Source organism: Xenorhabdus doucetiae, assembly GCF_000968195.1.
Taxonomy (GTDB): Bacteria; Pseudomonadota; Gammaproteobacteria; order Enterobacterales; family Enterobacteriaceae; genus Xenorhabdus; species Xenorhabdus doucetiae.
On sequence record NZ_FO704550.1, the window covers coordinates 3,656,468 to 3,683,090 of the forward strand.

Below are 26,623 nucleotides of genomic sequence, written 5' to 3' on the forward strand. Positions count from 1 at the left end.
ATGACCTCACCCTATAATTATGACAAAGATGAACTCAGTGCACTTGAGGCGATTACAGAAGCCCAACGCATTGCTTTCGCCCCTATGCTATTTCAAACTGCACTTGGACTGCGCGATTGCGGGATTTTATCTTTCTTGGATAAAAACCCTAAAAATGGGGCAACTAAAGATGAGATTTGCAGAAATTCCGCGTTAGACAGCTACGGTGTAGGTATTTTGCTGGATATGGGATTAAGTGGCAGAATTATTATTAAACAAGATGACCATTATTTCATCAGCAAGATTGGGCATTATTTACTACATGACAAGATGACCCGCGTCAATATGGATTTCACTCAAGACGTTTGTTATCAAGGGCTATTTTACCTGAAAGAATCTCTTCTGAAAAATAAGCCTGCCGGATTAAAAGTGTTCGGTGAATGGCCAACGATTTATCCTGCCCTAAGTCAATTACCCGAACCTGCAAAAACAAGTTGGTTTTCATTTGATCATTTTTATTCTGATGTCGCCTTTAGTGCAGCGTTGAAAACGGTTTTTTCCATGAATCCTAAGGTGATTTATGATGTCGGTGGCAATACAGGAAAATGGGCATTGCGCTGCTGCCAATATGACAGTAAAGTCAGCGTCACTATTCTGGATTTACCCCAGCAAATAAAATTGGCTGAAGAAAATATACGCAGCCAAGGTATGGCTGATCGTATTTTTGGCTATCCTGTTGATATGCTGTCGGATAACAACTTACCCACAGAAGCAGATATCTGGTGGATGAGCCAATTCTTGGATTGTTTTTCCGAAGATCAAATTATAGGCATTTTACGCAAGATCTCCGCAGCGATGAAACCTGATGCACGAATTTGCATCATGGAACTGTTTTGGGATTGCCAGCCTTTTGAAGCAGCAGCTTATAGCCTCAATGCGACCTCGCTTTATTTTACTTGTATGGCAAATGGTAATAGTCGTTTTTACAGCATTGATGATTTTACCCAATTCCTTAATAAAGCCGGGTTGGTAATAGAAAACCAAATTGATCAGTTAGGGCTGGGTCATACATTACTGATCTGCAAGAAGCAGTAACGAACGGTATTTCATGAAATTGACATTGGATATTACAGACTGGCAAGCCATCGCCCCGGGGCTTTCTCTTACTGAGGAGTGGAAAGCATGGTCTGCGACATTACCCGCCGCTATTGATAAATCACGGCCATTAGAAAAGTGTACCCAATTACCGATGATGACAGCCCGCCGCTTAAGCTCCGGCAGTCGTCTTGCCGTGGACTGTGGCTTAAGCCTCCTGCGTCGCCATCAAGTCGATGCCATTGTCTATACCAGTCGTCATGGCGAGTTGGAGCGCAATTACCAGATATTGCAAAACTTGGCGCAACAAGAGAGTATTTCGCCAACCAATTTTGCCATGTCAGTTCATAATTCCTCTGTCGGAAATTTAACCATTGTCGCTAAAGCACCCTTGGTTTCCTCTTCCGTTTCGGCAGGTATTGACAGTTTTCAGCAAGGGTTGTTTGAAGCCTTAACATTGATCCATGCGGGTCATCGTAAGGTCTTATTCGTCGATTTTGAGGGTGAGATCCCCGGCTTTTATCACAATGTCATCGATGCCAAGACCCCAACCTATCCATTTGCGGTCGCTCTGCTGCTGGAACAAGGCGCTGGTTTGAGCTGTACCAAGCAGTCTTCCATGGAAACAGAACCCAGCCTTCCTCAAAGCCTCCAGTTTCTTCATGGCTGGTTACGAGGTGAACAACATTTCGTTGTCTCAGGGGATCATTGTCAGTGGAATTGGAGCCGATAAGATGATGAAAAGGATTTCAGCCAATATTACTGGGCGCATTAACTGGTTCTGGCGTCTGCTCATGACCGGATTTTGTTTTGCCCTGTTTGGTATAGGTGGGTTACTACTCTCCCTGATTTGGTTTAATTTATTGCTGATTTTTCAACGCAATGAAGACAAGCGTTGCCATCTTGCACGTCATAGCATTTCATTCAGTTTTCGTCTGTTCCTTTTTCTGACCCGAAAATTAGGTGTACTGGATTACCATTTCAGGGGATTGGATAAACTCCGTGTGGATAAAGGTTGTTTGATTGTTGCTAATCACCCAACCTTGCTGGATTACGTTATTCTGGCCTCGAAACTGCCCGATGTGGATTGCATCGTAAAAGCAGCATTGCTGCGTAACCCTTTTGTCAGCGGCGCAATCCGTTCAGCACGTTACCTGATCAACCGTGATGCAGAAACTTTGCTCCCTGTCTGCCGCGATCGACTGGTTTCCGGTCACAATATCCTGATTTTTCCAGAAGGCACGCGCACAACGCCCGGCCATCCCATTTCACTTCAACGAGGTGCCGCCAATATCGCCGTGCGATGTGAGTGCGATTTACGGATCATCCATATTACTTGCAGCCAAAAGATGCTGGATAAAAAAAGCAAGTGGTATCAAATCCCACCGAAAAAACCCGTTTATACGATTACTATTGGTGATCAACTCACCAATGCAGATTTTGCGGTTGATACAGAAAACGGGCACGCCGTCGCTGCCCGCCAACTCAATCGCCAGCTTACTCAATTACTAACACCGTCAAACTAATAGATATCGGATACGATGATGCAAGAGTTATATATTGAAATAAAACGATTGATTATAGACACCCTGAATCTGGAAGATCTTACCCCTGCGGAGATTGAGACCGATGCCCCCCTGTTTGGTGACGGCTTAGGCTTAGATTCAATCGATGCTCTGGAGCTGGGGCTGGCAGTAAAAAATTGCTATGGCATCGTACTCTCCTCTGAAAGCGAAGAGATGCGTCAACACTTCACTTCTGTCGCTACACTGGCCGCTTACATCCAATCACAGAAAGCATAAGAGCAGGTGCCATCATGGAAAAACAAAAGATTTTTCAGGAAGTTTCTCAGTTATTGGTTCAGTTATTTGAACTGTCTGCCGAAGATATTACGCCTGAATCACGACTCTATGAAGATCTGGAACTCGACAGTATTGATGCCGTTGATATGGTTGTCCACTTACAGAAGAAAACCGGACGCAAAATCAAACCGGAAGCATTCAAGTCTGTCCGTACCGTACAGGATGTCGTGGATGCGGTAGAACAGTTGTTGAAAGAACAATAATCAGCCATAAACCATCAGCAAAACAAACAGCAAACATTTGGGTAGTTAATTGAAGTTATTGATTTTATTGCTCCGCATTGCCAATACCGTCATGTTAATCGCCTGGCCTTTCTTGGTCTTCGCGATGGTTAACTACGGTCAATTTCATGCCATGTTAATTGTCATTATTCTGTTTTTTGTTTTGCGACTATGGTTAAGCAAACATCAGACTCACAATCAGCCGAAAACCGGCTGGATATTGCCCATAGCAGGGATAATCTTGGGGCTGGCCAGTTTATTCCTGCGCAATCATCAACTTCTTATGTACTATCCCGTGGTTGTGAATGCTGTTCTGCTGATCCTGTTTAGCAGCTCTTTGCGTTATGGGCCACCTGTCATTGAAAGGATGGCGCGGATCAAAGAGCCTGATTTACCCCCAGAAGGCGTTATCTATACACGTAAAGTGACTTACCTCTGGTGCCTGTTCTTTATGTTCAATGGCACAGTCGCACTTGGAACTTGCCTGTATAGCGATATGACGTTGTGGACGTTGTGGAACGGAATAGTGAGTTACCTATTAATTGGGTTGCTCATTTCCATTGAATGGCTGGTACGCCAACGGGTAAAAAAATGATAAAAGCACGATCAATCTCCCAATGGCTATCGGAAGACAATTGCCCCAACAGGCGAGTCAGTTGGGGGGATCATACGATCGATCATACTGTCAGCCTGAATAAACTTCGGCAGGATGTCACCGCGTTATATCTACGCCTGCAAAACCTGCACGCAGCTTCCCGCTGGGCACTGTGTTTTAATGACAGCTATGACTTCTGTGTCGCACTGCTGGCAACATTACATGCGGGTAAGATCCCGGTGATTCCGGGTCATTGCCGCGAAGCGCAATTGCAGGAACAACAACCCCTGTTTGACGGTGTATTGACGGATCTGCCGCTGACCTTGTCCTGCCCTTGCTGGCAGATTACCCCCCCTAATCCAGAGATGGGTGCGACAGACAAAACTGCACTTAATATCACATTGCCAGCCATTCCGCCTGATGCCACTTTAGTGATGTTCACGTCAGGTTCAACCGGTGTTCCTCAACAAGTCCTTAAATCCGTGGCAGTCATGGATCTTGAATCCCAATGGCTGGCTGCTCTGTGGGGCGATAAGCTGCAATCCTGCGTGATCAGATCCTCGGTCAGCCACCAGCATTTGTATGGTTTGACTTTCCGCATCTGGTTGCCCATGTCACTGGGGTTACCATTTGATCGCAAAATGGTGGAATTTCCCGAACAACTAACCCATAGCCCGCGCTGTGCCCTGATCAGTAGCCCCGCCTTTCTGCAACGGCTTGATGATAAACTTCCCGCCCCGGATTGCCCTTTTGTCGTCTCTGCGGGTGGGCCTTTGCATTTTGCCTATGCACAACGGGCAACGCGGTGGCTCAATACGCCTCCTCATGAAATTTATGGCTGTACCGAAACGGGCATCATGGCCTGGCGAAGCCGTAAAACGGACAACGCAATCTGGACGACATTTGCAGGTGTTTCATTTCAGGAGGATGCCCAAAAGCGTGTACGTGTTTCTTCGCCTCTACTGCCTGATCCCGCTGGCCTGACGCTGGACGATCAGTTGGTCTTCGATGACCAAGGGAATTTTGCCTTATTGGGGCGTCGGGACCGTCTGGTGAAAATTGAAGAAAAGCGCATCTCCCTGTCAGAAATCGAACGCCGTCTGTGTGAAATTTCTGGGATCACGGATGCGGCTGTATTGCCCATTAATCGGGGTAAACGCAATCACATTGGGGCGGTCGTCGTGTTAGAGCATGAAACCTACCAACATTATCAGCAGCAAGGCATTCGCGAGCTGGCAAAAGCGTGGCGTCACCAGTTAAAGCCTTGGCTGGAACCTGTCGCATTACCGCGTTATTGGCGAGTCGTCGAAACCATTCCCTTGAATGCCCAAAGCAAGCGCTCATGGCCTGCATTACAGGAGCTATTTAATGAAACCCATTGAAATTCACCGCGAGCAACCTGCTCAACATGAAGCCATGATACAACTGTATTTAGACCCCACTTTGGATTGGTTCCGGGGACATTTTCCCGTGCAACCCCTTCTGCCGGGCGTGGCTCAAATCGATTGGGTCATGCACTATGCCCAAACCTTGCTGGCACCGGGCTGGTCTTTTTCTTCGATTGAAATGGTGAAATTCCAGTTTCCCCTGCAACCCGGTAACACACTGTTGTTGAAAATCAACTGGGATGAAAAAAAACACCTGCTGACCTTCCGTTATGATCTGGATACCCACAACGGCAGCGAAGGCCAGACTGCCAGCCAAGGAAAGATAAAGTTATGTCGTTGAGCGTGAATACGATGACGCCCTGCGTGGTGATCCCTTGTTATAACCACGGCAAAACCCTGCCTGCGGTACTGGAAAGATTATCCCCTTATCATCTCCACTGTTTTATCGTGGATGATGGCAGTGAGCCTGAAACGCAGCATTGCCTTGAAGGTTTGGCGAAATCCACGCCGAATGTCACGCTTATCCGCCTTGAACACAATCAGGGCAAAGGCGGAGCTGTCATGGCAGGCATGCGGGCAGCCGCAGATTCAGGGTATAGCCATGCTTTACAAGTTGATGCCGATGGTCAGCACTGTCTTGAAGATATTCCCCTGTTTTTGGCAAAGGCGCGGCAGTACCCCAATCACTTAATTTCCGGCCGCCCACAATATGATGTTTCCGTGCCAAAATCCCGCCTGTATGGACGCTATATCACCCATTTCTGGGTTTGGGTGGAAACACTGTCTTTATCTATCAAAGACAGTATGTGTGGTTTTCGGGTTTATCCATTGGCACCGACGCTGCAACTGTTGGCGAACAAAGAAGTTGGCCGTCGCATGGATTTTGATATCGAAATCATGGTGCGGCTCTATTGGCAGGGAACAGAAAGTCAATTTGTGCCGACAAAAGTCACTTATCCTGAAAATGGCCTGTCTCATTTCGATGCCTTGAGGGATAACCTCAGTATCTCATGGATGCACACCCGCCTGTTTTTCGGCATGTTACCGCGCATTCCTTCGCTATTATGGCGTAAACAGTTATGGCGTAAGCACCGTCATTGGTCAGATATTCAAGAACGCAAGGGGTTGCTTGGCATGAAGTTCATGCTGGCCGTTTACCGAGGGTTCGGACGCAAGCCCTTTGAGTGTCTGCTTTACCCGGTTGTTGGCTATTTCTGGGCAACGGGTGGATCGCAGCGGCAGGCATCGCGCCAATACCTTGAGCGACTGAAACAAACCTTGCAACACAAGGGCATCGCTATGCCAAAACACCTTAATAGTTACCGCCACTATCTGCGTTTTGGCAGAGCCATGCTGGATAAAATCGCAAGCTGGCGGGGTGACCTAAAATGGGGCAAAGATATTGCGTTTGCGCAGGGAGCAGAACAGACGCTTTTAGATGGCGATGCCAGCGGGAAACTGTTGTTGGTTTCACATTTGGGGGATATTGAAGTCTGCCGGGCACTGGCTCAACGAGCGGGTAAACAGACGATCAATGCACTGGTTTTTACTGAACATGCTCAACGGTTCAAACAGATCATTGAAGAAGTCTCACCACAGGCGGGGATCAATTTATTGCCGGTAACGGATGTCGGGGCTGATACCGCCATCCTGTTGAAAGAAAAAATTGATGCCGGCGAATGGGTAGCCATTGTCGGTGATCGGGTTGCCGTTAATCTTTCGCGAGCCAACACCCAGCGCGTGGTATGGAGTCAATTTCTCGGTCATCCGGCTCCCTTTCCGCAAGGGCCGTTTATCCTCGCTTCGGTGTTGCGCTGCCCGGTGCTGTTGATGTTCGCTCTCCGGCAAAATAACCAATTCAAAATTTATTGTGAGCACTTTGCCAATCCGCTGGAACTGCCACGTCAACAAAGAGAACAGGCGTTGCAGCAAGCGGTGGATCGCTACGCTTCCCGATTGGAACATTATGCCCTGCAATCCCCGCTTGATTGGTTTAATTTTTTCGACTTTTGGCAATTGCCATCTGCCCGGACAAATAAGGAATAAAAAAATGCTGACTGATCCTCGTTTTACTGCTGAGGTTGAACTAACGGTGCCATTTCATGATGCTGATCCCATGGGCGTGGTGTGGCATGGAAATTACTTCCGCTATTTCGAAATTGCCCGCGAGGCCCTGATGAACCAAATCCATTATGGTTATCGGGAAATGCGTGAATCCGGCTATGTTTGGCCTGTCGTTGACGCCAAAATCAAATACCGAGCCTCCGTGTCCTTTGAACAAAAAATACGTGTCAGGGCCACCATCGAAGAGTTTGAGAATCGCCTGAAAATCGCTTATCAGGTTTTTGATGCCGCCAGCGGAGAGAAAACCACCACAGGCTATACCATTCAGGTCGCCGTTTCTCAAGCAACACGGGAAATGAGCTTTGTCAGCCCGGATATTCTGTTTGAACGCATGGGGGTCAAGCCGTGAAAAAATGGCGCGGGATACTGCTGTTTCTGACAACCAGTTTGCTGACACTCAATAACGTGGCACAGGCCATTACCCTTGATGAATTGCAACAACGGTTCGCTCACCAGCCCGTCGTAAGAGCGCACTTCACCCAAGTGCGACAAATCCAAGGCATGCCTCAACCCCTGTCTTCCAGCGGTGAAATGCTGGTTTCACACTATAAAGGGCTATGGTGGCATCAGCAAAAACCGTTTCCACTGACACTGGTGCTGGATGATAACCGTATGGTGCAAGTGATGGCGGGGCAAACACCCCAAGTGATCACCGCCGATTCCAATCCACAACTGTTTCAGTTCAACCATTTGATGCGGGCGCTGTTTCAGGCCGATCGTGCGGTACTGGAAGAAAATTTCAACATCGAGTTCAATGACCTTGGGCAGGGAAAATGGCGCTTGGTACTGACACCCAAAACCTCGCCTTTGGATAAACTGTTCACGGCGATTACGCTGAACGGTCAGGCTAACCTTGATGCTATTTTACTGACGGATCGCCAAGGTGATCGTACCGAGCTTGCTTTTACCCGACACCAATTAACACCAGAGACGCTGAGCCATGAAGAAGAGCAACGCTTCACATTCTGAGCCACGTCTGCTGGCACGATTCTGGCTGCTAATATGCGCTATCTTGATGGTATTAATGGCCGTCCTGTTGCCCCAATCCCGTCTTTCCACCAGTGTACTGGCATTATTACCGGCACAAAGTGCGGGAAACATGCCACCCGCCTTGCAAGAAGAGTTTATGCAACGTCTTGATCGCCAACTGGTGTGGATGGTGAGTCCGGGGAAAAAAGAGGATAGCGCGCCCGCCCAATATTGGCTGGCACAGTTGCAAAAAGCACCGTTTCTGACCCATGTCAAAGGGCCAATGACGGCAGAACAGCAACAGGCATGGGGGCGTTTTTACTATGAACACCGTAATGCGATGCTCGATCCTGCTACCCGTGCCAGACTGGCAGATGACGGCAATCAGCAAGCAAACTGGGTTTTGTCTCAGGTTTATTCTGCATTTTCCGGCGTCAGCGGGCAGGAGCTGAATAACGATCCCTTGATGCTGGTCAGAGGCTCACAACTGGCACTGCAACAGACATCCAGCCAATTGCGGCTCCAGAACGGCTGGTTAGTGGCCAAAGATCAAGCCGGAAGAAGCTGGTATTTACTTCACGGGGAGTTAAAAAGCGCTTCCTTTGATATGCAGCAGGGGCATCATGCTGTCACTGAATTGGGTCAGTTGCAGCAAGCGCTGAAAGCTCAATTTCCTGACGCCGAAGTGATTTCACGGGGAACCCTGTTTTACAGTGATTACGCGACCCAGCAGGCAAAACACGATATTTCAACCTTGGGCAGCGCCACCGTGCTGGGTGTCTTACTACTTATCTACGGGGTTTTTCGCTCCCTGAAACCATTGTTGCTGTGTGTGCTATCCATCAGTATTGGCGCGCTGGCAGGAACGGTAGTGACGTTGGGGATCTTTGGCGAACTTCATTTTATGACGCTGGTGATGAGCCTTAGTATCATCGGCATTTCTGCGGACTACGCCATTTACTATCTCACCGAACGCATGGTACATGGTCAGGAAGTGACGCCGTGGCAAAGTATGCGGAAGGTTTTGCCAGCCTTATTGATGGCATTGGCAACCACGGTTATTGCCTATCTCATCATGATGTTTGCCCCCTTCCCCGGCTTACGCCAGTTGGCGGTGTTCGCGGCGGCGGGTTTGACCGCTTCCTGCCTGACCGTCGTCTGTTGGTATCCCCGGTTGGCTAAAACCCTGCCAGTGCGCCCTGTCCCCGCCATGATCATATTACTGCGTTGGCTGGCGTTATGGCGGCACAATCGGCGGTTTTATATCGGCCTGCCTGCCGTACTGGCGATTTTTGCACTACTGGGCATGTTCCGTTTGCAAGTCAATGATGACATTGCCCAATTACAGGCGCTGCCACAGGATATCCATCAACAGGAAAAACGCATTGCTGCACTCACCGGACAACGAAGCGATCAAAAATGGTTCGTTATTTACGGTGATGACGCAGAAAAAACGTTGCAACGACTGGAATCCTTTATCCCTGAATTAGAGGCAGAAAAACAGCAAGGTAATCTCAGTCATTACCAACGATTCCCGCTCTCCTCTGTTGTTCAGCAACACAGAGATCTTGAGCTGATCAAAGCCGCTACCCCCAATATCATGGCTCGCCTGACAGAAGCCGGGCTGGCAATCAAACCGCCGGATCTCCACCCCATGACCGTCACGCCAAATGACTGGCTCAACAGTGTGGTCAGTGAAGGCTGGCGTCTGATGTGGATAACCCTGCCAAATGGTCACAGTGGCGTCCTGCTGCCTGTCAACGGCGTTAAAGACAGCGTTTTGATGCGCCAGTTGGCAGAAAAACAGCAAGGCGTCAGTTGGGTTGATCGCAAGCTGGCTTTCGATGAGATGTTTCAATTTTACCGAACCCTGCTTGGCGGGTTGCTGGCAGCTTCTATTGTACTGATCGCCATAAGTTATCTGGTACGGCTCGGCTTGCGTCGCGGAACCATCAGTTTATTGCCGTCCCTGCTATCCCTTGGCTGTGGGATGGCGGTGCTCGGTTTCAGTGGTCATAGCCTGAACTTATTTTCCATATTGGCTCTGGTGCTGGTGCTTGGCATTGGCATCAACTACAGCCTGTTTTTCAGCAATCCCCGTGGTACGCCGCTGACCTCACTCTTGGCGATCAGCGTGGCAATGTGTACCTCATTGCTCACACTGGGCATGTTGATATTCAGTAGCACCCAAGCCATCAGTAGCTTTGGCATCGTGTTATGCAGCGGGATCTTGACCGCTTTCCTGCTATCCCCACTGGCCATGCCTGAGCGCCAAAAAAGGAAAAAGCAATCATGATACGGTTATTCATCCTGTCCCTGACCTGCCTGCTGGCAGCGTGTACGAACTCTCCGCAAGATGGCAGCCCCAGTGCGTGGCTGAAACCGGGTGTACGGGTTTCATTGCCGGAACCGACAATAACGCCGGTGATTAATGAACAGCAACTGTTAACCGCTACCGTAAAAGGCAAACAACAATCGTTGATTGTGCTGCTCAACGCCAATGAACAACACCTGTCGCTGGCCGGACTCTCTTCACTGGGTATCCGGTTGTTCAAATTGGATTACGACAAACAGGGTATTCATACCGAACAGTCCCTTGTCTTGCCGGAACTTCCTCCCGCCAATCAAGTTTTGGCCGATATTATGCTCAGTTATTGGCCTGTTTCTGCCTGGCAGAACCGGCTACCCGATGGCTGGACACTTAAGGACAGTGATAACCTGCGCCAGCTACATGACAAAAAAGGGAAATTAATCACAGAGATTCATTATGATGCCCCAAATGGCAAACGACGTCCGATTCACGTCCGGCAGTTCATTTTTGGTTATGACATCGCCATTCAGCATTTGGAAGAGTAAAACATGATTTATATTTCTGCCGTAGGTATGCTCAATGCCTTGGGCGATAACGTGGATGACATTGCGCAGAATCTCGTGCTCGGTCAAGCCCCCGGCATGTATGAGCGCTCTGGCTGGTTACAACCTGGCAAAACCTGCTGTCTGGGAGGCGTTGACGCTGAATTGCCCGCCATGCCTGACATGCTGTCTGAACACAACAGCCGCAATAATCGGTTGTTACTGGCTGCCTTGATGCAAATAAAGCCACAAGTGGACGAAGCCATCGCCCGTCATGGTCGGGAGCGCATCGCCGTGATCATGGGCACCAGTACATCTGGCCTTGATGAGGGTGATCAGCATGTCAGCCGCACGGTCTACCAGCAATCACATGGGTCTTACCACGATTACCACTACTACCAGCAGGAATTGGGTGATCCTTCCCGCTTCCTTGCCCGTTACCTTGCTATTGAGGGGCCTGCATTTACCCTCTCTACCGCCTGTTCATCCAGTTCACGGGCGATTATCAGCGGTCAACGCCTGATTGAAATGGGTCTGGTGGATGCCGCGATTGTGGGAGGTGCGGACACATTGAGCCGGATGCCAATCAATGGCTTCGATAGTCTGGAATCCCTGTCCCCAACCTTGTGTGAACCCTTTTGTCAGGATCGCCAAGGCATCACCATCGGAGAAGCCTCCACCTTGCTGCTACTAACGCGAGAACCTCAACCGATAGCCTTACTTGGTGTGGGAGAATCCAGTGACGCATGGCATATGTCAGCCCCGCATCCTGAAGGGAGAGGCGCCATTGCAGCGATCAATATGGCCTTGAGAAAGGCCGGGATCTCGCCGGCAGAGATAGGTTATATCAACCTGCACGGAACCGGCACGAAATTAAATGACCAGATGGAGTCGATCGTCATCAATCAGATTTTTGGTGAAAATACCCCATGCAGTTCGACCAAGTATTTAACCGGCCATACTCTGGGAGCCGCAGGTGCCTGTGAAGCCGGGCTTTGCTGGTTACTGCTGACACGACACTTACCGCTACCTGCTCAAGATTTTACCCGCTCAGGCATTGATATCGCCCTGCCGGCTTGTGGTTTGCTGACCCAATCACAACCACTGGAAAAACCGATTGTCATGTCAAATTCTTTTGCCTTTGGTGGAAACAATACCAGCCTGATATTGGGAGTGGCTTAATGCCTGACTATTTACCCGTGGATCGCTATTTACCCGTGGATCGTTATCTTCCCCATGAGGCACCGATGGTGTTACTGGAACAGGTGATCAACGTATCCGACAACCATGTTCATTGTCAGGTTACCGTCAGCCGAGACGGTGTGCTATCCCCCTTTCTCAATCAGGATGGTCACCTGCCGGGTTGGTTTGCCATTGAAATGATGGCTCAGGCCATTGGTGTCTGGTCTGGCTGGCACCGAAAAGAAAGAAAAGAAGCAGATTCCGCATTAGGCATGTTACTGGGCGGACGTGCAGTACGCTGCCAAGTGCCTGCTTTCACACAAGGCAGCGTACTGGATATTCAGATGAATTTATTACTGCAAGATGAAAAATTTGGCAGTTTTGAAGGTGAAATCAGTTGTTATGGCACTGTACTGGTGACAGGCCGCCTGAACACCTACCAACCTAACAAAACAGAACTTATACAACTCATAAATAAACAGGATGGAGTAGCATAATGCGTTCAGTTCTCGTGACCGGTGCCAGCAAAGGGATAGGCCGGGCGATTGCCTGCCGACTGGCGACGGAGGGTTTTACGGTCGTTGTGCATTATCACCGCGATGCCAAGGGTGCGAAGGAGACACTGGAACACATTCAGGCAAGCGGAGGCCGTGGCCGTACACTGAATTTTGATGTTTCGGATCGCACTGCCTGCCGTGCAGTACTGGAAAAAGACATCGAAACCCACGGTGCTTACTATGGCATCGTCTGCAATGCCGGGATTGCCAAAGATGGGGCGTTCCCGGCACTGGCAGGCGATGACTGGGATAGTGTCATCCATACCAATTTAGATGGCTTCTACAATGTTATCCATCCCTGCATCATGCCGATGATCGGCCTGCGTCAGGGAGGGCGTATCATCACGTTATCCTCCGTATCGGGTTTGATGGGCAACCGCGGACAAGTCAATTACAGCGCCGCGAAAGCCGGTATTATCGGGGCAACAAAAGCGCTGGCCATCGAATTAGCGAAAAGAAAAATCACCGTGAACTGTATTGCGCCCGGCCTGATTGGGACAGACATGATTCAAATGGAAGAAGCCGCCTTGAAAGAAGCGATGAATATGATCCCAATGAAACGCATGGGACAAGTGGATGAAGTGGCGGGTCTTGCCAGTTATTTGATGTCTGATATTGCGGGATATGTGACTCGTCAGGTCATCTCAATCAACGGAGGGATGCTATGAGCCATAATGCGACATCCCATCAGGAAAGGCCCCGCAGGGTAGTGATTACCGGCATGGGTGGCATTACCGCATTGGGACAGGATTGGCTATCGGTTTCCGCGGGATTGAAAGCGGGGATCAACGCCGTTCAACAGATGCCGGCATGGGCTGAATATGACGGGCTTAATACCCATCTCGGCGCACCCGTCACGGATTTTATGTTGCCCGAACACTATACCCGCAAGCGCATTCGCTCCATGGGACGGGTTTCCCTGATGTCAACACGCGCCACAGAGCTGGCCCTGGAGATGGCAGGTTTGCTTGGTGATCCCATACTGACCAACGGAGAAACCGGCATTGCCTATGGCTCTTCGACAGGCAGTACCAAGCCTGTCAGCGAATTTGCAACCATGCTGACGGAAAAGCACACCAATAACATTACGGGCACGACTTATGTGCAGATGATGCCGCATACCACTGCCGTTAACACCGGCCTGTTCTTTGGTCTGCGCGGCCGGGTGATCCCCACCTCAAGTGCTTGCACATCGGGTAGCCAAGCGATTGGTTATGCGTGGGAAGCTATCCGTCATGGCTATCAAACGGTTATGGTGGCAGGCGGAGCCGAAGAATTGTGTCCATCCGAAGCAGCCGTGTTTGATACGCTATTCGCCACCAGCCAGAAAAATGCAGCCCCCAAAACCACCCCTTCCCCGTTTGATGTTCATCGCGACGGGTTGGTGATTGGTGAAGGTGCAGGGACATTGATCCTCGAAGAACTGGAACACGCCAAAACGCGTGGCGCCAAAATTTATGGTGAAATCATCGGATTTGCCACTAACTGTGACGCTTCCCATATCACCCAGCCAAAATCCGAAACGATGCAAATATGCATTGAAATGGCGCTGAAATCCGCGGGCTTACAGCCAGCCGATATCGGTTACATCAGTGCCCACGGTACTGCCACCGATCGGGGGGATGTGGCTGAGAGCCACGCCACCGCCAATATTTTTGGCAACCAAACACCTATCTCTTCACTGAAAAGCTATTTCGGCCATACTCTGGGAGCTTGTGGCGCCCTTGAAGCATGGTTAAGCCTGGAAATGATGAATGCAGGCTGGTTTGCCCCGACTATCAATCTCAACCAGATTGATCCCGCTTGTGGTGAGTTAGATTATATTATCCACCAGCCGCGTAACATCCAAACCGAGTTTATCCAAAGCAATAACTTTGCTTTTGGTGGGATCAATACTTCGATTGTGATCCGGCGTTGGGCTTAGTTTTAGTGCGTTAAGACCGCTGACAAAGCACCGGTTCAAAATCGGCGCTTTGTCAGGCTTATTATCCATTTTGGTAGCGACATGAGCCTCCAAACCATTTGTCGAAACCTCATCGTCATCGTTCCTTTATATTCCCTTTTTCCATAAATCTTTTCACTCATGAGTATCAGTTTTTCTCGTTGTATCTCTTTGTAAGAAAGGGCTATAGTCCGCACCACTCAAGGTTATTGAGTCACTGACCTACTGCTTAAATCACCCAGATATATTCCAGTCCTTGGCCTATATCTTGACCGCCATTCGGCAAGTTCTTGATGAGAAGCAGCGCATTTCTGACTGATTTTTTATGTGGAGACGACAGTAGTGAAACTGCTGCGCAACAATGACAGTGCATTTGTACCTGTCGCTGGCTTAACTGTTTTTGCCATTGCTTCTGGTTACCTCATGAGCTTAATTCCTTTGTCGATGGCAAGTTTCCGCATTGATACCGCTTATGCCAGTTGGTTAGCCAGTGCTTATTATGTCGGTTTACTGATAGGTTCTATGATGATTGAGCCTGTTATTGCCAAGATAGGTCACCGTATGTCATTTATTGTTTTTTTATTGCTTTTATCAGTGACCGTTATTGCATTGCCGTTTTTTCCCAATAAAGAAATTTGGTTACTTGTGCGGTGTATGGCTGGCGTGGCGGTTGCCGGCGTTTTTGTCGTGGTCGAATCTTGGTTGTTGATTGGCGATAATCCCAAAGAACGCGCCAAACGCCTGAGCTTTTATATGACTTCTCTTTACGGTGGAACAACTTTAGGCCAGTTATTGATTGGGCCTATCGGCACTCAGGGGATGATCCCTTTTATGGTGATTTCGGCACTGCTGTTTGTCGCTATTTTGCCTCCATTATTCGTGCGTCATGGGCAGCCTCCTGCACTCCGCCACCAAAGTATGTCGTTGAGAAAAATCACCGAATTCAGCAAACCCGCGATCGTGGGCTGCATGACGTCGGGTATTGTGATGGGCACTATCTATGGTTTGATGCCTTTATCACTCAGCCAGAGCCATTTCAGTACGGATCAGGTGGGTGTCTTGATGGCAGCCATTATTCTGGGCGGAATGGTGATACAACCGATTATCAGCAAGCTGTCCGTCATCATGAGCAAAATATTCCTATTGGCAATGGTCTCATTACTGGGTGTCTTCGCCATAGGAATCATGTATCTCTTTGAACATTACATTATCATGATAGTAGCACTGGCGCTTTTGGGGATGTCGTCCTTTGCGTTGTATCCCATTGCGATCACCTTGGCTTGTGACAAGCTGGATGCGTCCTATATTGTCGCGGCAAGCCAAGTCATGTTGCTAAGTTACAGTATCGGTTCCGCCATGGGCCCGCTGGTAGCCGGGCATTTTATGCTACAACATTACTTTAAAGTTCAGCACAATGGATTGATGAGTTTCTTTTTTATTGTCTTATTGGCAACTGCGCTTTATATGCTGCTGGCGAGCTTGCAGCGCAAAGGCCGTGTATTGGCAAGCTAATAACAAAATAATCTGAATGGAGAGATAATTCATGCAAATACAACCAGCCACCGAAGCGGATTTCGCGGCGCTGATTCAGGTGTGGGAAGCCTCAGTATTGGCCACGCATGATTTTTTACCCAAAAGTATGATTGAGGTTTTACGTCCACAGATCCTTAACGACTACTTACCTAATCTCACGGTTTATAAGGCGGTAGATGAACAAAATAATATCGCAGGATTCATTAGTACCGCCCAACATCGGGTAGAAATGTTGTTTATTGCACCACAAGCACGGGGAACCGGGATCGGTAAGATGTTACTGCAATTTGCCATTAACGAATTACAAGTCAACGAGTTGGATGTTAACGAACAAAATGGGCAAGGTGTTGGCTTCTACCAGCATATGGGATTTCAGGTATTTTCCCGCTCAGAGCTTGATGGAGAAGGAAATCCATTCCCCCTATTACATATGAAGCTTGCCCTCCAATCTTCGCCCATCCAGTAATAACTCGATAATGATAGGAGTAAATCTTGTCTCGCACGACGCGCGGACAAGATGACAAATTCTCACTATGATGAAAACCTATTTAAAAATAAATAAATTTAAAGTAATGGAATATTTTGTAAACATCTGATTAGAACTGGGTAATTCAATGATATAATGGATTTTTTATAGACCCGCCACCTTTCAAGTTGCAGCTTTGCTGGCTACGTCCGTCCCCCCAGTTACGTAGTGATAAACATAGCATTCACCCTGCTCTTGGGTGGAGCTTTGTCTCTTGCCGCTGCGTTGCAACTTGAAATCCAGTGGGTATCAATATTCTTGTTTTTATTGAGTTTAAGCATTAATGAATCATTTACAACCACCTACTTCTTCAGGAATGAAGTTATTTGCTGATCTTATCGGAAAACGTGTAACTCCCGGTGAACACTGGCACTCTTCCAGCAATCGCACCAAATTTGCCCTGCGCAGTCTCCTGACCCCCGTTTCTACCTTGAAACTGTTGAATGGCCTTGCCAGAACGCCTCGCTATTTGGATATCTTGAAAAAACAACCCAGTTTGCCTTGCAAATTACATCGCCCATACTTGAGCATTAATTTCAAGCGCAAGCAGATCGTTGGTGCCCTGAATGAGCACTATCAATTATTATTCAAACAATTAGAACCTACTGTTATTAGTCGGATCTTTGATATTCAGGCTTATTTACTAGCAACCCTTCAAGGGAAAAATGAAACATTTCTGATATATCTTGATTCGCTGGACAATCTGAATAAAGAAGGTGAACTCTCTTTATATATTACCACGGCGGAAAATGTCATTCTGGCCAAATGTGCATTTACGTTATTAACGATTGATGGCAAACAAACACTCTTTATCGGTGTACTGCAAGGGCCAACAAAAGGAGATAATGCGCTGGAGATTATCCGCCATGCGACGAAAGAGTGTTATGGGTTATTTCCCAAGCGCCTGTTGATTGAGGCGATTTGTCGTTTTGCCGAGCATATGCATTGCGAACAGATCTTAGCGGTCAGTAACGAAACCCATATCTACCGTAGCATTCGTTATTGGCATAAAAAGAAAAATCAGATGGTAGCCGATTATAACGCTTTCTGGGAATCGCTAAGCGGCGTCAGAAAGGAAAATAATGATTTCCATTTGCCATCATTCATAGAAAGAAAATCTTTGGATGATATCCCCAGTAAAAAACGCGCCGAATATCGCCGCCGCTATCAATTACTGGATGATCTGGAAAACAATATTAAGGCCTCCCTTTCCGCCACCTGATTTCCAGCCAAACAAAAAAGAAGACCCATCGGGTACTCAACGTGGCTTCGTCGTTAACCATATAAGATGCGTTTTAATGGCGGGCCATTCATTAAGGAGGATGCTATAAACACAAGTATCCCTTATCGAACCATCTTTGGCACGCAAGTGATGACGCAAAATACCGTCCAGTTTAGCGCCCAATCGTTCAATCGCTTTGCGACTTTGGTGATTTAAAAAATGGGTACGCAGTTCCACCGCAACGCATTCCAGTTCTTCAAACGCATACTGCAACAATAGAAATTTTGCTTCCGTATTAATCGCGGTGCGTTGGACAGAATGTGCATACCATGTAGAACCAATTTCTAATCTGGGCGTATTCGCATCAATATTCATATAGGATGTCATACCAACCGCCATTCCCGTTGCATTATTAATGACAGCAAAAGGTAACATGCTGCCCTTGGCGTGCAGGGACAAACGGCGTTCAATTTCCGCATGAACATTAACGGGTTCAGGCACATTGGCATACCACAGTTGATATAATTGCCCATCTTCAATGGCACGAACAAATTCATCATGTCTGTCATATGACAAGGGGATTAAAGTGACACTATTTCCGGTCAATGTAACCCAATCTGTTATTTTTTCCATCGTTATATCCTCCATATTTGTTTCCATCATACGTCTTTCTACTAAGATTTAATTCTGCCACTCTTATTTAGCATTATGGAAGAATATTTTCACATAAAAATAACAACCCTAGAAACAATCACAAATAAGAGGCAATTCCAGCCCAATAGATTTTCATTAAGGTGTCATTGATGCGCTATTCCATGATATTTGTCACAATCAATTAACAAAGTGGTTCCAATAATGCCGGAACTGTCTAAATTTAATCATCATCTCATCCGACCACTTGGCTGTTTTATTTCTTGGGCTACCAAATATTTGATGGAGAATGCAATGAGCAATTACCCCCACCTGCTTACACCGCTGGATTTGGGCTTTACCACACTAAAAAACCGTGTATTGATGGGTTCAATGCACACAGGGCTTGAAGAATACCCTGACGGTGCCCAACGTTTAGCACAATTTTATGCCGAACGGGCGGCGGGCGGCGTCGCATTGATCGTGACAGGCGGTATCGCACCAAACCCGCAGGGCGTGGTTGCAGCAGGGGCAAGCGTCCTGAATAGTGAAACTCAACTGCCGCATCATCAGCTCATTACCGATGCGGTACATCAGGCTGGGGGGAAAATTGCGTTGCAAATCCTGCATGCCGGACGTTACAGCTATCAGAAAAATTCCGTCGCGCCCTCGGCAATTCAAGCGCCGATTAATCCCTTTATGCCCAGAGAAATGGCTGAGGAAGATATCAATCAGACCATCCAGGATTTTGCCCGCTGTGCCCAACTCGCCCAGCAAGCAGGCTATGATGGGGTGGAAATCATGGGTTCAGAAGGTTATCTCATTAATCAGTTTCTGGTCACACGCACTAATCAGCGACAGGACAAGTGGGGTGGCACCTTCGAAAACCGCATGCGCTTTGCTGTCGAGATTGTCAAAGCTGTCCGCGCCATCACGGGAAAGCATTTTATCCTTATCTACCGCCTTTCCATGCTGGATCTCGTGGAAGAGGGTTCTAACTGGCAAGAGATCGAACAACTGGCTCTGGCGATTGAGAAAGCTGGTGCATCGATCATCAATACGGGTATTGGCTGGCATGAGGCCCGTATTCCAACCATTGCCACGATGGTGCCCAGAGCCGGATTCAGTTGGGTCACGCAAAAATTGATGGGAAAAGTCAACATCCCTTTAGTTACCGCCAACCGCATTAATGATCCCAAAATTGCTGAACAAGTTCTCAGTGAAGGCTACGCCGATATGGTTTCTATGGCGCGGCCGCTTCTCGCGGATGCCGAATTTGTCCTGAAAGCCGAACAAAACCGCGCCGATGAAATCAATACCTGCATCGGTTGCAACCAAGCCTGTCTGGACAAAGTTTTTGTCGGCAAGCTGGCATCTTGTCTGGTCAATCCACGCGCCTGCCATGAAACCGAATTCATTGCCGCCCCGGTAAAAATTCCCAAAACTATCGCGGTGATCGGTGCAGGGCCGGCCGGATTATCCTTTGCCGTCACCGCCGCCAGCCGGGGGCACCATGTCACGCTGTTTGAACGGGAAAATCAAATCGGCGGGCAATTTAATATCGCCAAGCAAATTCCCGGCAAAGAAGAATTTCATGAAACCTTACGCTATTTTTCCCGCCAATTGGCCTTGAACGGCGTTGAAGTTCGCCTCAACCAGACGGCAACGGCTGATCAGCTTGCAGCGTTTGATGAAGTTGTTCTCGCAACCGGCATCACACCACGCATTCCCAATATCGACGGCATTGAACATGAAAAGGTGCTGACTTACCTTGATGTCTTAAAACACAAGCGGCCGGTCGGCAAACGTATTGCCATTATCGGCGCGGGCGGTATTGGTTTCGATACCGCGGAGTACCTGAGCCAAAGCGGGCAAAGCACCAGCTTGAGCAGCCATGCTTTTAGTCATGAGTGGGGCATTGACCGGACCATCAGGCATCGGGGAGGACTACAGCCAGAAGGCGCGCAGGCCGAACGTTCCCCCCGCAAGATTTATCTGCTGCAACGCAAGGATTCCAAGGTCGGGGAGAGTCTGGGAAAAACCACGGGATGGGTGCATCAGGCCAGCCTGTTGATGCGCGGCGTTACAATGTTAAACCGCGTTCAATACGTGAAGATTGATGATCAGGGATTACATATCCGCCGTGGCGATGAACAACAATGCCTTGACGTGGATAATGTGATTATTTGTGCCGGACAGGAACCATTGAAAGCCCTCTTCCCACCGTTACAGGCAATGGGAAAAAGTGTGCATATCATTGGCGGGGCAGATATCGCCGCCGAATTGGATGCCCGTCGGGCTATCGCGCAGGGAACCCGGCTGGCGCTTAAGTTATAAGGCGAATAAAGTGTCAGAAAAATAAAGTGTCAGGCAAAAACGGTGATAATGGATATTCACTCCATTATCACCGTTTTTTCATTCCGCTAATAACCGCTAATAATTCAAGTTAACGCTGTGTCAGTTGATCCGCGGCTATACGGGACTCTTCAGCCTGACAAGCGGCGGCGGTAAACAGCACATCAGTAGAAGAGTTCAGGCCCGTCTCAGCAGAGTCCTGCAATACACCGATGATAAAACCTACCGCCACCACCTGCATGGCAATTTCATTGGGAATACCAAACATGCCGCACGCCAAAGGGATCAACAATAATGAACCACCCGCTACGCCTGATGATCCACAGGCGGCAATGACTGAAACGACGCTCAGCAATATTGCTTGCGGAATATCGACAGCCATACCCAGTGTATTCGCCGCTGCCAGTGTCAATACAGTGATCGTCACTGCCGCACCCGCCATATTGATAGTGGCTCCCAAGGGAATGGAAACCGAGTAAGTATCTTCATCAAGGTTCATACGACGGCACATTGCCATATTGACAGGGATATTGGCGGCTGAACTACGGGTAAAGAACGCCATAACACCACTTTCGCGCAAGCAGTCAAAAACCAGGGGATAAGGATTGCGGCGAATTTTCCAATAGACAATCAGTGGATTGACCACTAGCGCAACGATAATCATGCAGCCAATTAGCACGGTTAACAAATGAACATAACCGAACAAGGTTTCAAAACCGGTCGTCGCAATGGTTGAGGAAACTAATCCGAAAATACCAAGAGGTGCCAGGCGGATCACAACACGCACAAGCTGGGTCACGGCTCCTGACAGATCCTGCATCACTGTCTTCGTCGCTTCGTTGGCATGACGTAAAGCAATGCCCAAACCAATTGACCATGCCAGAATCCCCACATAATTGCCTTTCAGGATCGCATCAACCGGGTTAGCGACGATATTCAGCAGCAATCCCCTCAGCACTTCAACGATATTTTCAGGTGGTGACACCTGAGTCTCATTTGTCACCAGCGTCAACGTCGATGGGAACAACAAACTGCCAATGACCGCTACAACAGCCGCACAGAATGTACCTACCAGATATAAGACCAGAATGGGGCGAATATTACTTTTTTGGCCTGCTTTATGATTGGCTATCGAAGACATGACCAAGACCCACACCAATACAGGCGCCACCGCTTTCAACGCACCGATAAAGAGGGTTCCCAGCAATTCAACTGACTTAGCCGCGGAAGGCGCCAGCCATGCCAGTAATATCCCCAGTATTAATCCGATAAGAATTTGTTTTACCAGGCTTCCTTGTACAATAAACTGCATAAAGCCTTTTTGTTGTTTTTTCATAGCCTATCCATTTGTTGGTATTTTGGCTCGCCGAGCCTGATGTTTTGTACTTGCTTTCCCAATAAGGGAAATTAAAGGAACTGCAAAAAGTCATTCGTTGCAATATACAGACAACCCAACAATTGATAACAACTTGATTACATTTGTGTGATCAAAACTGCAATTTTCCCATCACAATACATTCAGATGTATTCATGGTGTAATGGACGCTACCTTCAAGAAACCAAATTAAGTTATAAATTCAAATGATTACCCAAAAACAACTTTCAATAATAGAGACAGATTATTTCTAATATGGATAGGATGGAGTGATTACTTTTCACTATTAATTAATGAGTAATAGTGAATTTAACTGGAAATATACGTAAATTTAGTCCACCCGCATGCTAAATAACACGTTAATGCTATTTTATAAAATATTATCAAACGATTAATTAACGGATATATCTAAATGAACTTACTTTTACCTTGAGGTAAATGTTCAATTGATCAACAAAATTTTCTGTCTCGATACTGTTGATTTTGTTAAAGTGTGCCAGTCGATCTTTAGGCCATCTTGAAAGGATTTCGAGATCATTTTATGACAACTGATATTAAATACTTTGTACTTATACCCAATGGATTTCAAGTTGCATCGCGGCGGCAAGGGAATGAATCCCCGGGAGCATAGATAACTATGTGACTGGGGTGAGTGAGCGCAGCCAACAAAGAGGCAGCTTGAAAGACGACGGGTATACAACGTATTTAATAGAAATTAACCATAAATACACCATAGAAGTAAGATGTCATCCTTAATCCGCGTTTTAGGAACATTTGATGGAAATTGTAACAGACCTTATTTATGCACTCTGGCACCAAGATTACGAAACACTGGCTAATCCGTCGTTGGTATGGGCAATCTACATACTCCTCTTTACCATCCTGTTTCTGGAAAACGGGATCTTACCCGCGGCTTTTTTACCGGGCGACAGCCTGCTGATCTTAGTCGGTGTTCTCATTGCAAAAGAAGCCATGAGTTTTCCTGTAACCTTAGCCATTCTCACCGCCGGAGCCAGCCTTGGCTGCTGGATTGGCTATCTTCAGGGAAGGTGGCTTGGCAATACAAAATTAGTTCAGGGCTGGTTGTCACATCTTCCCGCACATTATCATCAACGCGCACATAACTTATTCCATCGTCATGGCTTATCTGCCTTACTGATAGGCCGTTTTCTGGCGTTTATCAGAACATTGCTGCCCACACTGGCCGGCCTTGCGGGGCTAAACAGTGGGCGTTTTCAACTATTCAATTGGCTGAGTGGGTTCCTGTGGGTCGCTATTCTCACCGCATTGGGTTACGCACTGGGTAAAAGCCCGCTGTTTTGCCAGTATGAAGAATACCTGATGAATTTTTTGGTTTTGTTGCCTGTCGGCCTGTTATTCATTGGCTTAATTGGCAGCCTGACGGTGATTTGGCGCAAAAAGCGCACGAATAAACCGCTGTCGTAACGCTTTATTTTTCTTTGGTTTCCCTGTGGTATTGCCGTGAAATAGACCACAGGGTATCGCCATTAAAATCGTTCGTGACAATTTTTCATCAATTCAACCTTTCCTCTCCTGCTAAAAGCGTCTATGTTTGAAATTCATCCATCGTATATTTAAGAAGACGGGCAATGCCACAGAAAAAAAGCTCTGAAGATCTACGTGCTGAATTACAATCCCTTGCGGATACGCTGGAAGAAGTGCTCAATAACGCCGGCGACAAGCCAAAGGCGGAACTGGAAAAACTACGCAGCAAAGCAGAAAAAACGCTGAAAGATGCGCGTGTCACGCTCAGTGAAGCCAGCGATAAGCTGGTCGGCCAAACCAAAGAGATTGCCGGCCATGCGGATAATTATGTGCGTGAAAATCCGTGGACAGGTGTCGGTATTGGTGCGGCCATTGGTGTGATATTGGGCGTTCTGCTTGCAAGGCGCTGACATGACTCAACTCCCCCACGCGAAAGGCCCTGGCAAAGGGCTGTTTGATACGGTACGGCGAATCGCCGCACTGGTTGTGCATATGGTTGCAACCCGTCTCCAACTCGCTGCGGTTGAGTTGGAGAAGGGAGCGGCAACACTAATACAATTGCTACTGCTGGCAGGATTAACGCTGCTATTCGCGGGCTTTGGCCTGATGTGCCTATTGGTGCTGGTATTCTGGATCATCGAACCCGCCTACCGCATCACGGCAATCGTTATTATGGCCGGAACCCTGCTGCTCCTCGCTGTCTTGAGTGCCATATGGACACTCAGAAAAGCCCGCAGATTGACCTTTCTCAGCGCAACCAGAGAGCAATTGAACATTGACCGCAACATGCTGGAAGATGATCAGCATGAATAAATCTGGGCATTATCAGCGAAAGTTGCGCAAGCAACAGTTATTAAACGAAATCCAGCAACAACGTCAGTTGCTTGCTGCCTATGGACGGAAATGGCTTGAAGTCACACAACCGTATGATAAAGGCTGGCAAGCCCTCGCCGCTTTCAAGCCTTATATCGCCATTGGCTCTGGCCTTGTTTTGCTTTATGGATTACGTCACCCCAAGCGGTTTTATCGCTGGTCACGCCGTATGATCAGTATCTTAGGCGTCGTGAAAATGGTACGGAATACGCTATATAAAAATCACCCCTGACCATAATCCCTTCAAAAAAACTGCATGAAATGGTTAATATTCCTTACTATCAACCCATAATGCCTCTCTTTAGAATACCTCCCATCCGATAACGATGAACAAATCGTGCCATTTAGTCCATTTTTTGGACGATGAAACCTAAACAAACAGCTTATTTATCGCTACCTGCGGTATTTTGGGAAACAATCATGAAAAAATTTGAAGATAGCGGCCTGCTGGTTGCCCGTATTTTAATCTCCGTGCTTTTCATTATCGCAGGATATGGAAAATTGGGTGATGCCTACGCGGGAACGCAGGCATTTATGGAAGCGATGAAAGTGCCGGGCATTCTGCTGCCACTGACTATCTTACTTGAACTGGGTGGCGGGCTTGCGGTGATGTTCGGCCTGCTGACCCGTACCACGGCGGTGTTTACTTTTATTTTCTGTATCCTGACTGCACTGCTGTTCCACAGTGATTTTTCAAATGACATGAACCTGACCATGTTCCTGAAAAACTTCTCCATCGGCGCAGGCTACTTGCTGCTGGCGATGATGGGTCCGGGAAGATTTAGTCTTGACCATGTATTGAAGAAAAATTGGTAATTACTTTTCCTTTGCTAGCCCCTGTTTATCCGGCAGGGGCTTTTGGCATTATTTCTTCGCAAACAATTTAGGGATTTCACGCAAGCACCAAGACTTGGCTTCTCCCATGCTGTCACGCCGCCATGCCATGATAATGCTGGTTTCATGGCTATATTCCGAACCAATCACCCGCAAGCGACCTTCGGCAATATCGTGTTCCACCATTGGGTATGGCATGGTTGCCACGCCCAATCCGGCCAACAGCGCCCGACGTTTATCTTCCAGTGAACTCACCGTCAAACGCGGTTGTTTATCCAATAATTGCACCGTCAACACCGGACGCTCCCTTGCCGTATCCGCCACAGCAATGCCACGATATTTCACCCGTGTGGCATCAGACAAGGGTTCCGGTTCATGATGAATCGGATGATCCACACCAGCAACATAGACATTATGAATAGAATAAAGCACTCGCGAATTTATTTCGGCGCAAGCCCTGAAATGCAGATCCGGGGCAATCACAATATCAGCCTGCCCCGTTTCCAAACGTTCCCAGGCCCCCGCCAGCACTTCCGTCATGAGCGAAAGTTGGGTATTCGATTTGGCCGCCAATTTATCCACCAGCGGAAAAAGTGATGAGATTGGAAACAGCGCTTCACACACAATCGTCAGGTGGGTTTCCCAACCGCGGGCAAGCGCTTCGGCATCTGCGGTTAATTTATCCGCCGCTTCAAGCAGTAAGCGCCCTCGCTCCAGTAGCATCCGGCCAACATTGGTAAATTTCGTGCGATGACCAGAGCGATCAAACAGGACGACATCCAATTCTTCTTCCAATTTCTGCATGGTATAACTCAGTGCAGAAGGAACCCGACCCAACTCATCCGCTGCGGCGGCAAAACTTCCCCGCCGGTCTATCGCATCCATGACCCGCAGGGATTCCAAAGTAAGCGCACGTTCTTTGCCCATATTTTTCTCAATCAGGAATTTTGAATATAGTCACCAGATTAACTGGCTAACATTTCAACGTCCAGATAATTAAGA

The 26,623-nt window shown here is 47.9% G+C and carries 29 protein-coding genes; 26 read left to right on the forward strand and 3 right to left on the reverse strand.

The genetic code is table 11. The features are described 5' to 3' along the window. The 20 genes from XDD1_RS15985 (at window position 1) to XDD1_RS16080 (ending at window position 18,048) form a co-directional block, all read left to right on the forward strand. Window positions 1–1,074, forward strand: a complete 1,074-nt coding sequence (locus tag XDD1_RS15985) for a methyltransferase (protein WP_045972703.1) — start codon at window positions 1–3, stop codon at window positions 1,072–1,074. Window positions 1,075–1,087: 13 nt separating this feature from the next. Next, window positions 1,088–1,807 carry a beta-ketoacyl synthase chain length factor gene (locus XDD1_RS15990; protein ID WP_045972706.1) on the forward strand — a complete coding sequence of 240 codons (720 nt, stop codon included), beginning with the start codon at window positions 1,088–1,090 and terminating at the stop codon, window positions 1,805–1,807. A 1-nt stretch (window position 1,808) separates the two neighbouring features. Then, complete coding sequence (locus XDD1_RS15995; RefSeq protein ID WP_045972707.1) at window positions 1,809–2,600, forward strand: 1-acyl-sn-glycerol-3-phosphate acyltransferase; 792 nt, start codon at window positions 1,809–1,811, stop codon at window positions 2,598–2,600. Window positions 2,601–2,618: 18 nt separating this feature from the next. Further along, entirely contained in the window at window positions 2,619–2,876 is a 258-nt protein-coding gene (locus XDD1_RS16000) for a phosphopantetheine-binding protein (protein WP_045972709.1), read from the forward strand. A gap of 14 nt (window positions 2,877–2,890) precedes the next feature. Next, window positions 2,891–3,139, forward strand: a complete 249-nt coding sequence (locus tag XDD1_RS16005) for an acyl carrier protein (RefSeq protein ID WP_071827286.1) — start codon at window positions 2,891–2,893, stop codon at window positions 3,137–3,139. 49 nt (window positions 3,140–3,188) lie between these two features. After that, on the forward strand, window positions 3,189–3,752 hold the full coding sequence (locus XDD1_RS16010) for a COG4648 family protein (RefSeq protein ID WP_045972714.1): 564 nt from the start codon (window positions 3,189–3,191) through the stop codon (window positions 3,750–3,752). Then, window positions 3,749–5,134, forward strand: a complete 1,386-nt coding sequence (locus tag XDD1_RS16015) for an AMP-binding protein (protein WP_052705732.1) — start codon at window positions 3,749–3,751, stop codon at window positions 5,132–5,134. The genes XDD1_RS16010 and XDD1_RS16015 overlap by 4 nt, the downstream gene beginning before the upstream one ends. Next, window positions 5,121–5,480: an ApeI family dehydratase gene (locus XDD1_RS16020; RefSeq protein WP_045972718.1), complete on the forward strand. Its 360-nt coding sequence runs from the start codon at window positions 5,121–5,123 to the stop codon at window positions 5,478–5,480. The genes XDD1_RS16015 and XDD1_RS16020 overlap by 14 nt, the downstream gene beginning before the upstream one ends. Further along, entirely contained in the window at window positions 5,471–7,186 is a 1,716-nt protein-coding gene (locus tag XDD1_RS16025; protein ID WP_045972720.1) for a glycosyltransferase family 2 protein, read from the forward strand. Before XDD1_RS16020 ends, XDD1_RS16025 begins: the two co-directional genes overlap by 10 nt. 4 nt (window positions 7,187–7,190) lie before the next feature. After that, window positions 7,191–7,613, forward strand: coding sequence for an acyl-CoA thioesterase (locus XDD1_RS16030; protein ID WP_045972722.1), 423 nt, complete (start codon window positions 7,191–7,193; stop codon window positions 7,611–7,613). A 17-nt stretch (window positions 7,614–7,630) separates the two neighbouring features. Continuing rightward, complete coding sequence (locus XDD1_RS16035; RefSeq protein WP_045973732.1) at window positions 7,631–8,233, forward strand: LolA family protein; 603 nt, start codon at window positions 7,631–7,633, stop codon at window positions 8,231–8,233. Further along, window positions 8,205–10,529, forward strand: a complete 2,325-nt coding sequence (locus XDD1_RS16040; protein WP_045972724.1) for an MMPL family transporter — start codon at window positions 8,205–8,207, stop codon at window positions 10,527–10,529. The genes XDD1_RS16035 and XDD1_RS16040 overlap by 29 nt, the downstream gene beginning before the upstream one ends. Continuing rightward, the gene (locus XDD1_RS16045; protein WP_045972727.1) at window positions 10,526–11,089 is read left to right on the forward strand and encodes a DUF3261 domain-containing protein; all 564 of its coding nucleotides are present in this window, start codon (window positions 10,526–10,528) and stop codon (window positions 11,087–11,089) included. Before XDD1_RS16040 ends, XDD1_RS16045 begins: the two co-directional genes overlap by 4 nt. Window positions 11,090–11,092: 3 nt before the next feature. Then, window positions 11,093–12,268 carry a beta-ketoacyl-[acyl-carrier-protein] synthase family protein gene (locus XDD1_RS16050; protein WP_045972729.1) on the forward strand — a complete coding sequence of 392 codons (1,176 nt, stop codon included), beginning with the start codon at window positions 11,093–11,095 and terminating at the stop codon, window positions 12,266–12,268. A gap of 17 nt (window positions 12,269–12,285) precedes the next feature. Continuing rightward, the gene (locus XDD1_RS16055; protein ID WP_045973733.1) at window positions 12,286–12,765 is read left to right on the forward strand and encodes an ApeP family dehydratase; all 480 of its coding nucleotides are present in this window, start codon (window positions 12,286–12,288) and stop codon (window positions 12,763–12,765) included. Continuing rightward, the gene (locus XDD1_RS16060; RefSeq protein WP_045972731.1) at window positions 12,762–13,493 is read left to right on the forward strand and encodes a 3-ketoacyl-ACP reductase FabG2; all 732 of its coding nucleotides are present in this window, start codon (window positions 12,762–12,764) and stop codon (window positions 13,491–13,493) included. Before XDD1_RS16055 ends, XDD1_RS16060 begins: the two co-directional genes overlap by 4 nt. Beyond that, window positions 13,490–14,749 carry a beta-ketoacyl-ACP synthase gene (locus XDD1_RS16065; RefSeq protein ID WP_045972733.1) on the forward strand — a complete coding sequence of 420 codons (1,260 nt, stop codon included), beginning with the start codon at window positions 13,490–13,492 and terminating at the stop codon, window positions 14,747–14,749. Before XDD1_RS16060 ends, XDD1_RS16065 begins: the two co-directional genes overlap by 4 nt. A 360-nt stretch (window positions 14,750–15,109) precedes the next feature. After that, the gene (locus XDD1_RS16070) at window positions 15,110–16,279 is read left to right on the forward strand and encodes an MFS transporter (protein WP_045972735.1); all 1,170 of its coding nucleotides are present in this window, start codon (window positions 15,110–15,112) and stop codon (window positions 16,277–16,279) included. 31 nt (window positions 16,280–16,310) lie between these two features. Further along, a complete protein-coding gene (locus XDD1_RS16075) occupies window positions 16,311–16,766 on the forward strand; it encodes a GNAT family N-acetyltransferase (RefSeq protein ID WP_045972737.1) in 456 nt (151 codons plus the stop codon). Window positions 16,767–17,142: 376 nt separating this feature from the next. After that, window positions 17,143–18,048 carry a VirK/YbjX family protein gene (locus XDD1_RS16080; RefSeq protein ID WP_231854423.1) on the forward strand — a complete coding sequence of 302 codons (906 nt, stop codon included), beginning with the start codon at window positions 17,143–17,145 and terminating at the stop codon, window positions 18,046–18,048. A gap of 36 nt (window positions 18,049–18,084) precedes the next feature. Here XDD1_RS16080 and XDD1_RS16085 read toward each other — a convergent pair whose 3' ends face one another. Next, a complete protein-coding gene (locus tag XDD1_RS16085; RefSeq protein ID WP_045973735.1) occupies window positions 18,085–18,681 on the reverse strand; it encodes a GNAT family N-acetyltransferase in 597 nt (198 codons plus the stop codon). A 312-nt stretch (window positions 18,682–18,993) separates the two neighbouring features. On the opposite strand from XDD1_RS16085, the gene XDD1_RS16090 reads away from it, so the two are divergent. Beyond that, window positions 18,994–21,015, forward strand: a complete 2,022-nt coding sequence (locus XDD1_RS16090) for an NADPH-dependent 2,4-dienoyl-CoA reductase (protein WP_045972741.1) — start codon at window positions 18,994–18,996, stop codon at window positions 21,013–21,015. Between the two features lie 109 nt (window positions 21,016–21,124). Here the strand turns inward: XDD1_RS16090 and sstT are convergent, their stop codons facing one another. Beyond that, complete coding sequence (gene sstT / locus XDD1_RS16095) at window positions 21,125–22,369, reverse strand: serine/threonine transporter SstT (RefSeq protein ID WP_045972742.1); 1,245 nt, start codon at window positions 22,367–22,369, stop codon at window positions 21,125–21,127. 816 nt (window positions 22,370–23,185) lie between these two features. On the opposite strand from sstT, the gene XDD1_RS16100 reads away from it, so the two are divergent. The 5 genes from XDD1_RS16100 to XDD1_RS16120 all read left to right on the forward strand — a co-directional run bounded on the left by XDD1_RS16100 (window position 23,186) and on the right by XDD1_RS16120 (window position 25,603). After that, on the forward strand, window positions 23,186–23,854 hold the full coding sequence (locus XDD1_RS16100; protein ID WP_045972744.1) for a DedA family protein: 669 nt from the start codon (window positions 23,186–23,188) through the stop codon (window positions 23,852–23,854). A 164-nt stretch (window positions 23,855–24,018) separates the two neighbouring features. Continuing rightward, window positions 24,019–24,324 carry a DUF883 family protein gene (locus tag XDD1_RS16105; protein WP_045972746.1) on the forward strand — a complete coding sequence of 102 codons (306 nt, stop codon included), beginning with the start codon at window positions 24,019–24,021 and terminating at the stop codon, window positions 24,322–24,324. Between the two features lies 1 nt (window position 24,325). After that, window positions 24,326–24,727 (forward strand): phage holin family protein, encoded by a 402-nt coding sequence (locus tag XDD1_RS16110; protein ID WP_045972748.1) that lies wholly within the window; start codon window positions 24,326–24,328, stop codon window positions 24,725–24,727. After that, window positions 24,720–25,019: a YqjK-like family protein gene (locus XDD1_RS16115; protein WP_045972750.1), complete on the forward strand. Its 300-nt coding sequence runs from the start codon at window positions 24,720–24,722 to the stop codon at window positions 25,017–25,019. The genes XDD1_RS16110 and XDD1_RS16115 overlap by 8 nt, the downstream gene beginning before the upstream one ends. 188 nt (window positions 25,020–25,207) lie before the next feature. Next, window positions 25,208–25,603, forward strand: coding sequence for a DoxX family protein (locus tag XDD1_RS16120; RefSeq protein ID WP_045973737.1), 396 nt, complete (start codon window positions 25,208–25,210; stop codon window positions 25,601–25,603). A gap of 48 nt (window positions 25,604–25,651) precedes the next feature. Here the strand turns inward: XDD1_RS16120 and XDD1_RS16125 are convergent, their stop codons facing one another. Next, the gene (locus XDD1_RS16125; RefSeq protein ID WP_045972752.1) at window positions 25,652–26,548 is read right to left on the reverse strand and encodes a LysR family transcriptional regulator; all 897 of its coding nucleotides are present in this window, start codon (window positions 26,546–26,548) and stop codon (window positions 25,652–25,654) included. Window positions 26,549–26,623: the final 75 nt, after the last annotated feature.

Bases quoted from the DNA above. Each gene is read 5' to 3' on its own strand.
- XDD1_RS16015 (WP_052705732.1), top strand. From the start codon at position 3,749: ATGATAAAAGCACGATCAATCTCCCAATGGCTATCGGAAGACAATTGC.
- XDD1_RS16075 (WP_045972737.1), top strand. From the start codon at position 16,311: ATGCAAATACAACCAGCCACCGAAGCGGATTTCGCGGCGCTGATTCAG.
- XDD1_RS16020 (WP_045972718.1), top strand. From the start codon at position 5,121: ATGAAACCCATTGAAATTCACCGCGAGCAACCTGCTCAACATGAAGCC.
- XDD1_RS16115 (WP_045972750.1), top strand. From the start codon at position 24,720: ATGAATAAATCTGGGCATTATCAGCGAAAGTTGCGCAAGCAACAGTTA.
- XDD1_RS16120 (WP_045973737.1), top strand. From the start codon at position 25,208: ATGAAAAAATTTGAAGATAGCGGCCTGCTGGTTGCCCGTATTTTAATC.
- XDD1_RS16030 (WP_045972722.1), top strand. From the start codon at position 7,191: ATGCTGACTGATCCTCGTTTTACTGCTGAGGTTGAACTAACGGTGCCA.
- XDD1_RS16025 (WP_045972720.1), top strand. From the start codon at position 5,471: ATGTCGTTGAGCGTGAATACGATGACGCCCTGCGTGGTGATCCCTTGT.
- XDD1_RS16040 (WP_045972724.1), top strand. From the start codon at position 8,205: ATGAAGAAGAGCAACGCTTCACATTCTGAGCCACGTCTGCTGGCACGA.
- XDD1_RS16090 (WP_045972741.1), top strand. From the start codon at position 18,994: ATGAGCAATTACCCCCACCTGCTTACACCGCTGGATTTGGGCTTTACC.
- XDD1_RS16000 (WP_045972709.1), top strand. From the start codon at position 2,619: ATGCAAGAGTTATATATTGAAATAAAACGATTGATTATAGACACCCTG.
- XDD1_RS16065 (WP_045972733.1), top strand. From the start codon at position 13,490: ATGAGCCATAATGCGACATCCCATCAGGAAAGGCCCCGCAGGGTAGTG.
- sstT (WP_045972742.1), bottom strand. From the start codon at position 22,369: ATGAAAAAACAACAAAAAGGCTTTATGCAGTTTATTGTACAAGGAAGC.
- XDD1_RS16050 (WP_045972729.1), top strand. From the start codon at position 11,093: ATGATTTATATTTCTGCCGTAGGTATGCTCAATGCCTTGGGCGATAAC.
- XDD1_RS16105 (WP_045972746.1), top strand. From the start codon at position 24,019: ATGCCACAGAAAAAAAGCTCTGAAGATCTACGTGCTGAATTACAATCC.
- XDD1_RS15990 (WP_045972706.1), top strand. From the start codon at position 1,088: ATGAAATTGACATTGGATATTACAGACTGGCAAGCCATCGCCCCGGGG.
- XDD1_RS16125 (WP_045972752.1), bottom strand. From the start codon at position 26,548: ATGGGCAAAGAACGTGCGCTTACTTTGGAATCCCTGCGGGTCATGGAT.
- XDD1_RS15995 (WP_045972707.1), top strand. From the start codon at position 1,809: ATGATGAAAAGGATTTCAGCCAATATTACTGGGCGCATTAACTGGTTC.
- XDD1_RS16100 (WP_045972744.1), top strand. From the start codon at position 23,186: ATGGAAATTGTAACAGACCTTATTTATGCACTCTGGCACCAAGATTAC.
- XDD1_RS16045 (WP_045972727.1), top strand. From the start codon at position 10,526: ATGATACGGTTATTCATCCTGTCCCTGACCTGCCTGCTGGCAGCGTGT.
- XDD1_RS16005 (WP_071827286.1), top strand. From the start codon at position 2,891: ATGGAAAAACAAAAGATTTTTCAGGAAGTTTCTCAGTTATTGGTTCAG.
- XDD1_RS16110 (WP_045972748.1), top strand. From the start codon at position 24,326: ATGACTCAACTCCCCCACGCGAAAGGCCCTGGCAAAGGGCTGTTTGAT.
- XDD1_RS15985 (WP_045972703.1), top strand. From the start codon at position 1: ATGACCTCACCCTATAATTATGACAAAGATGAACTCAGTGCACTTGAG.
- XDD1_RS16080 (WP_231854423.1), top strand. From the start codon at position 17,143: ATGAAGTTATTTGCTGATCTTATCGGAAAACGTGTAACTCCCGGTGAA.
- XDD1_RS16085 (WP_045973735.1), bottom strand. From the start codon at position 18,681: ATGGAAAAAATAACAGATTGGGTTACATTGACCGGAAATAGTGTCACT.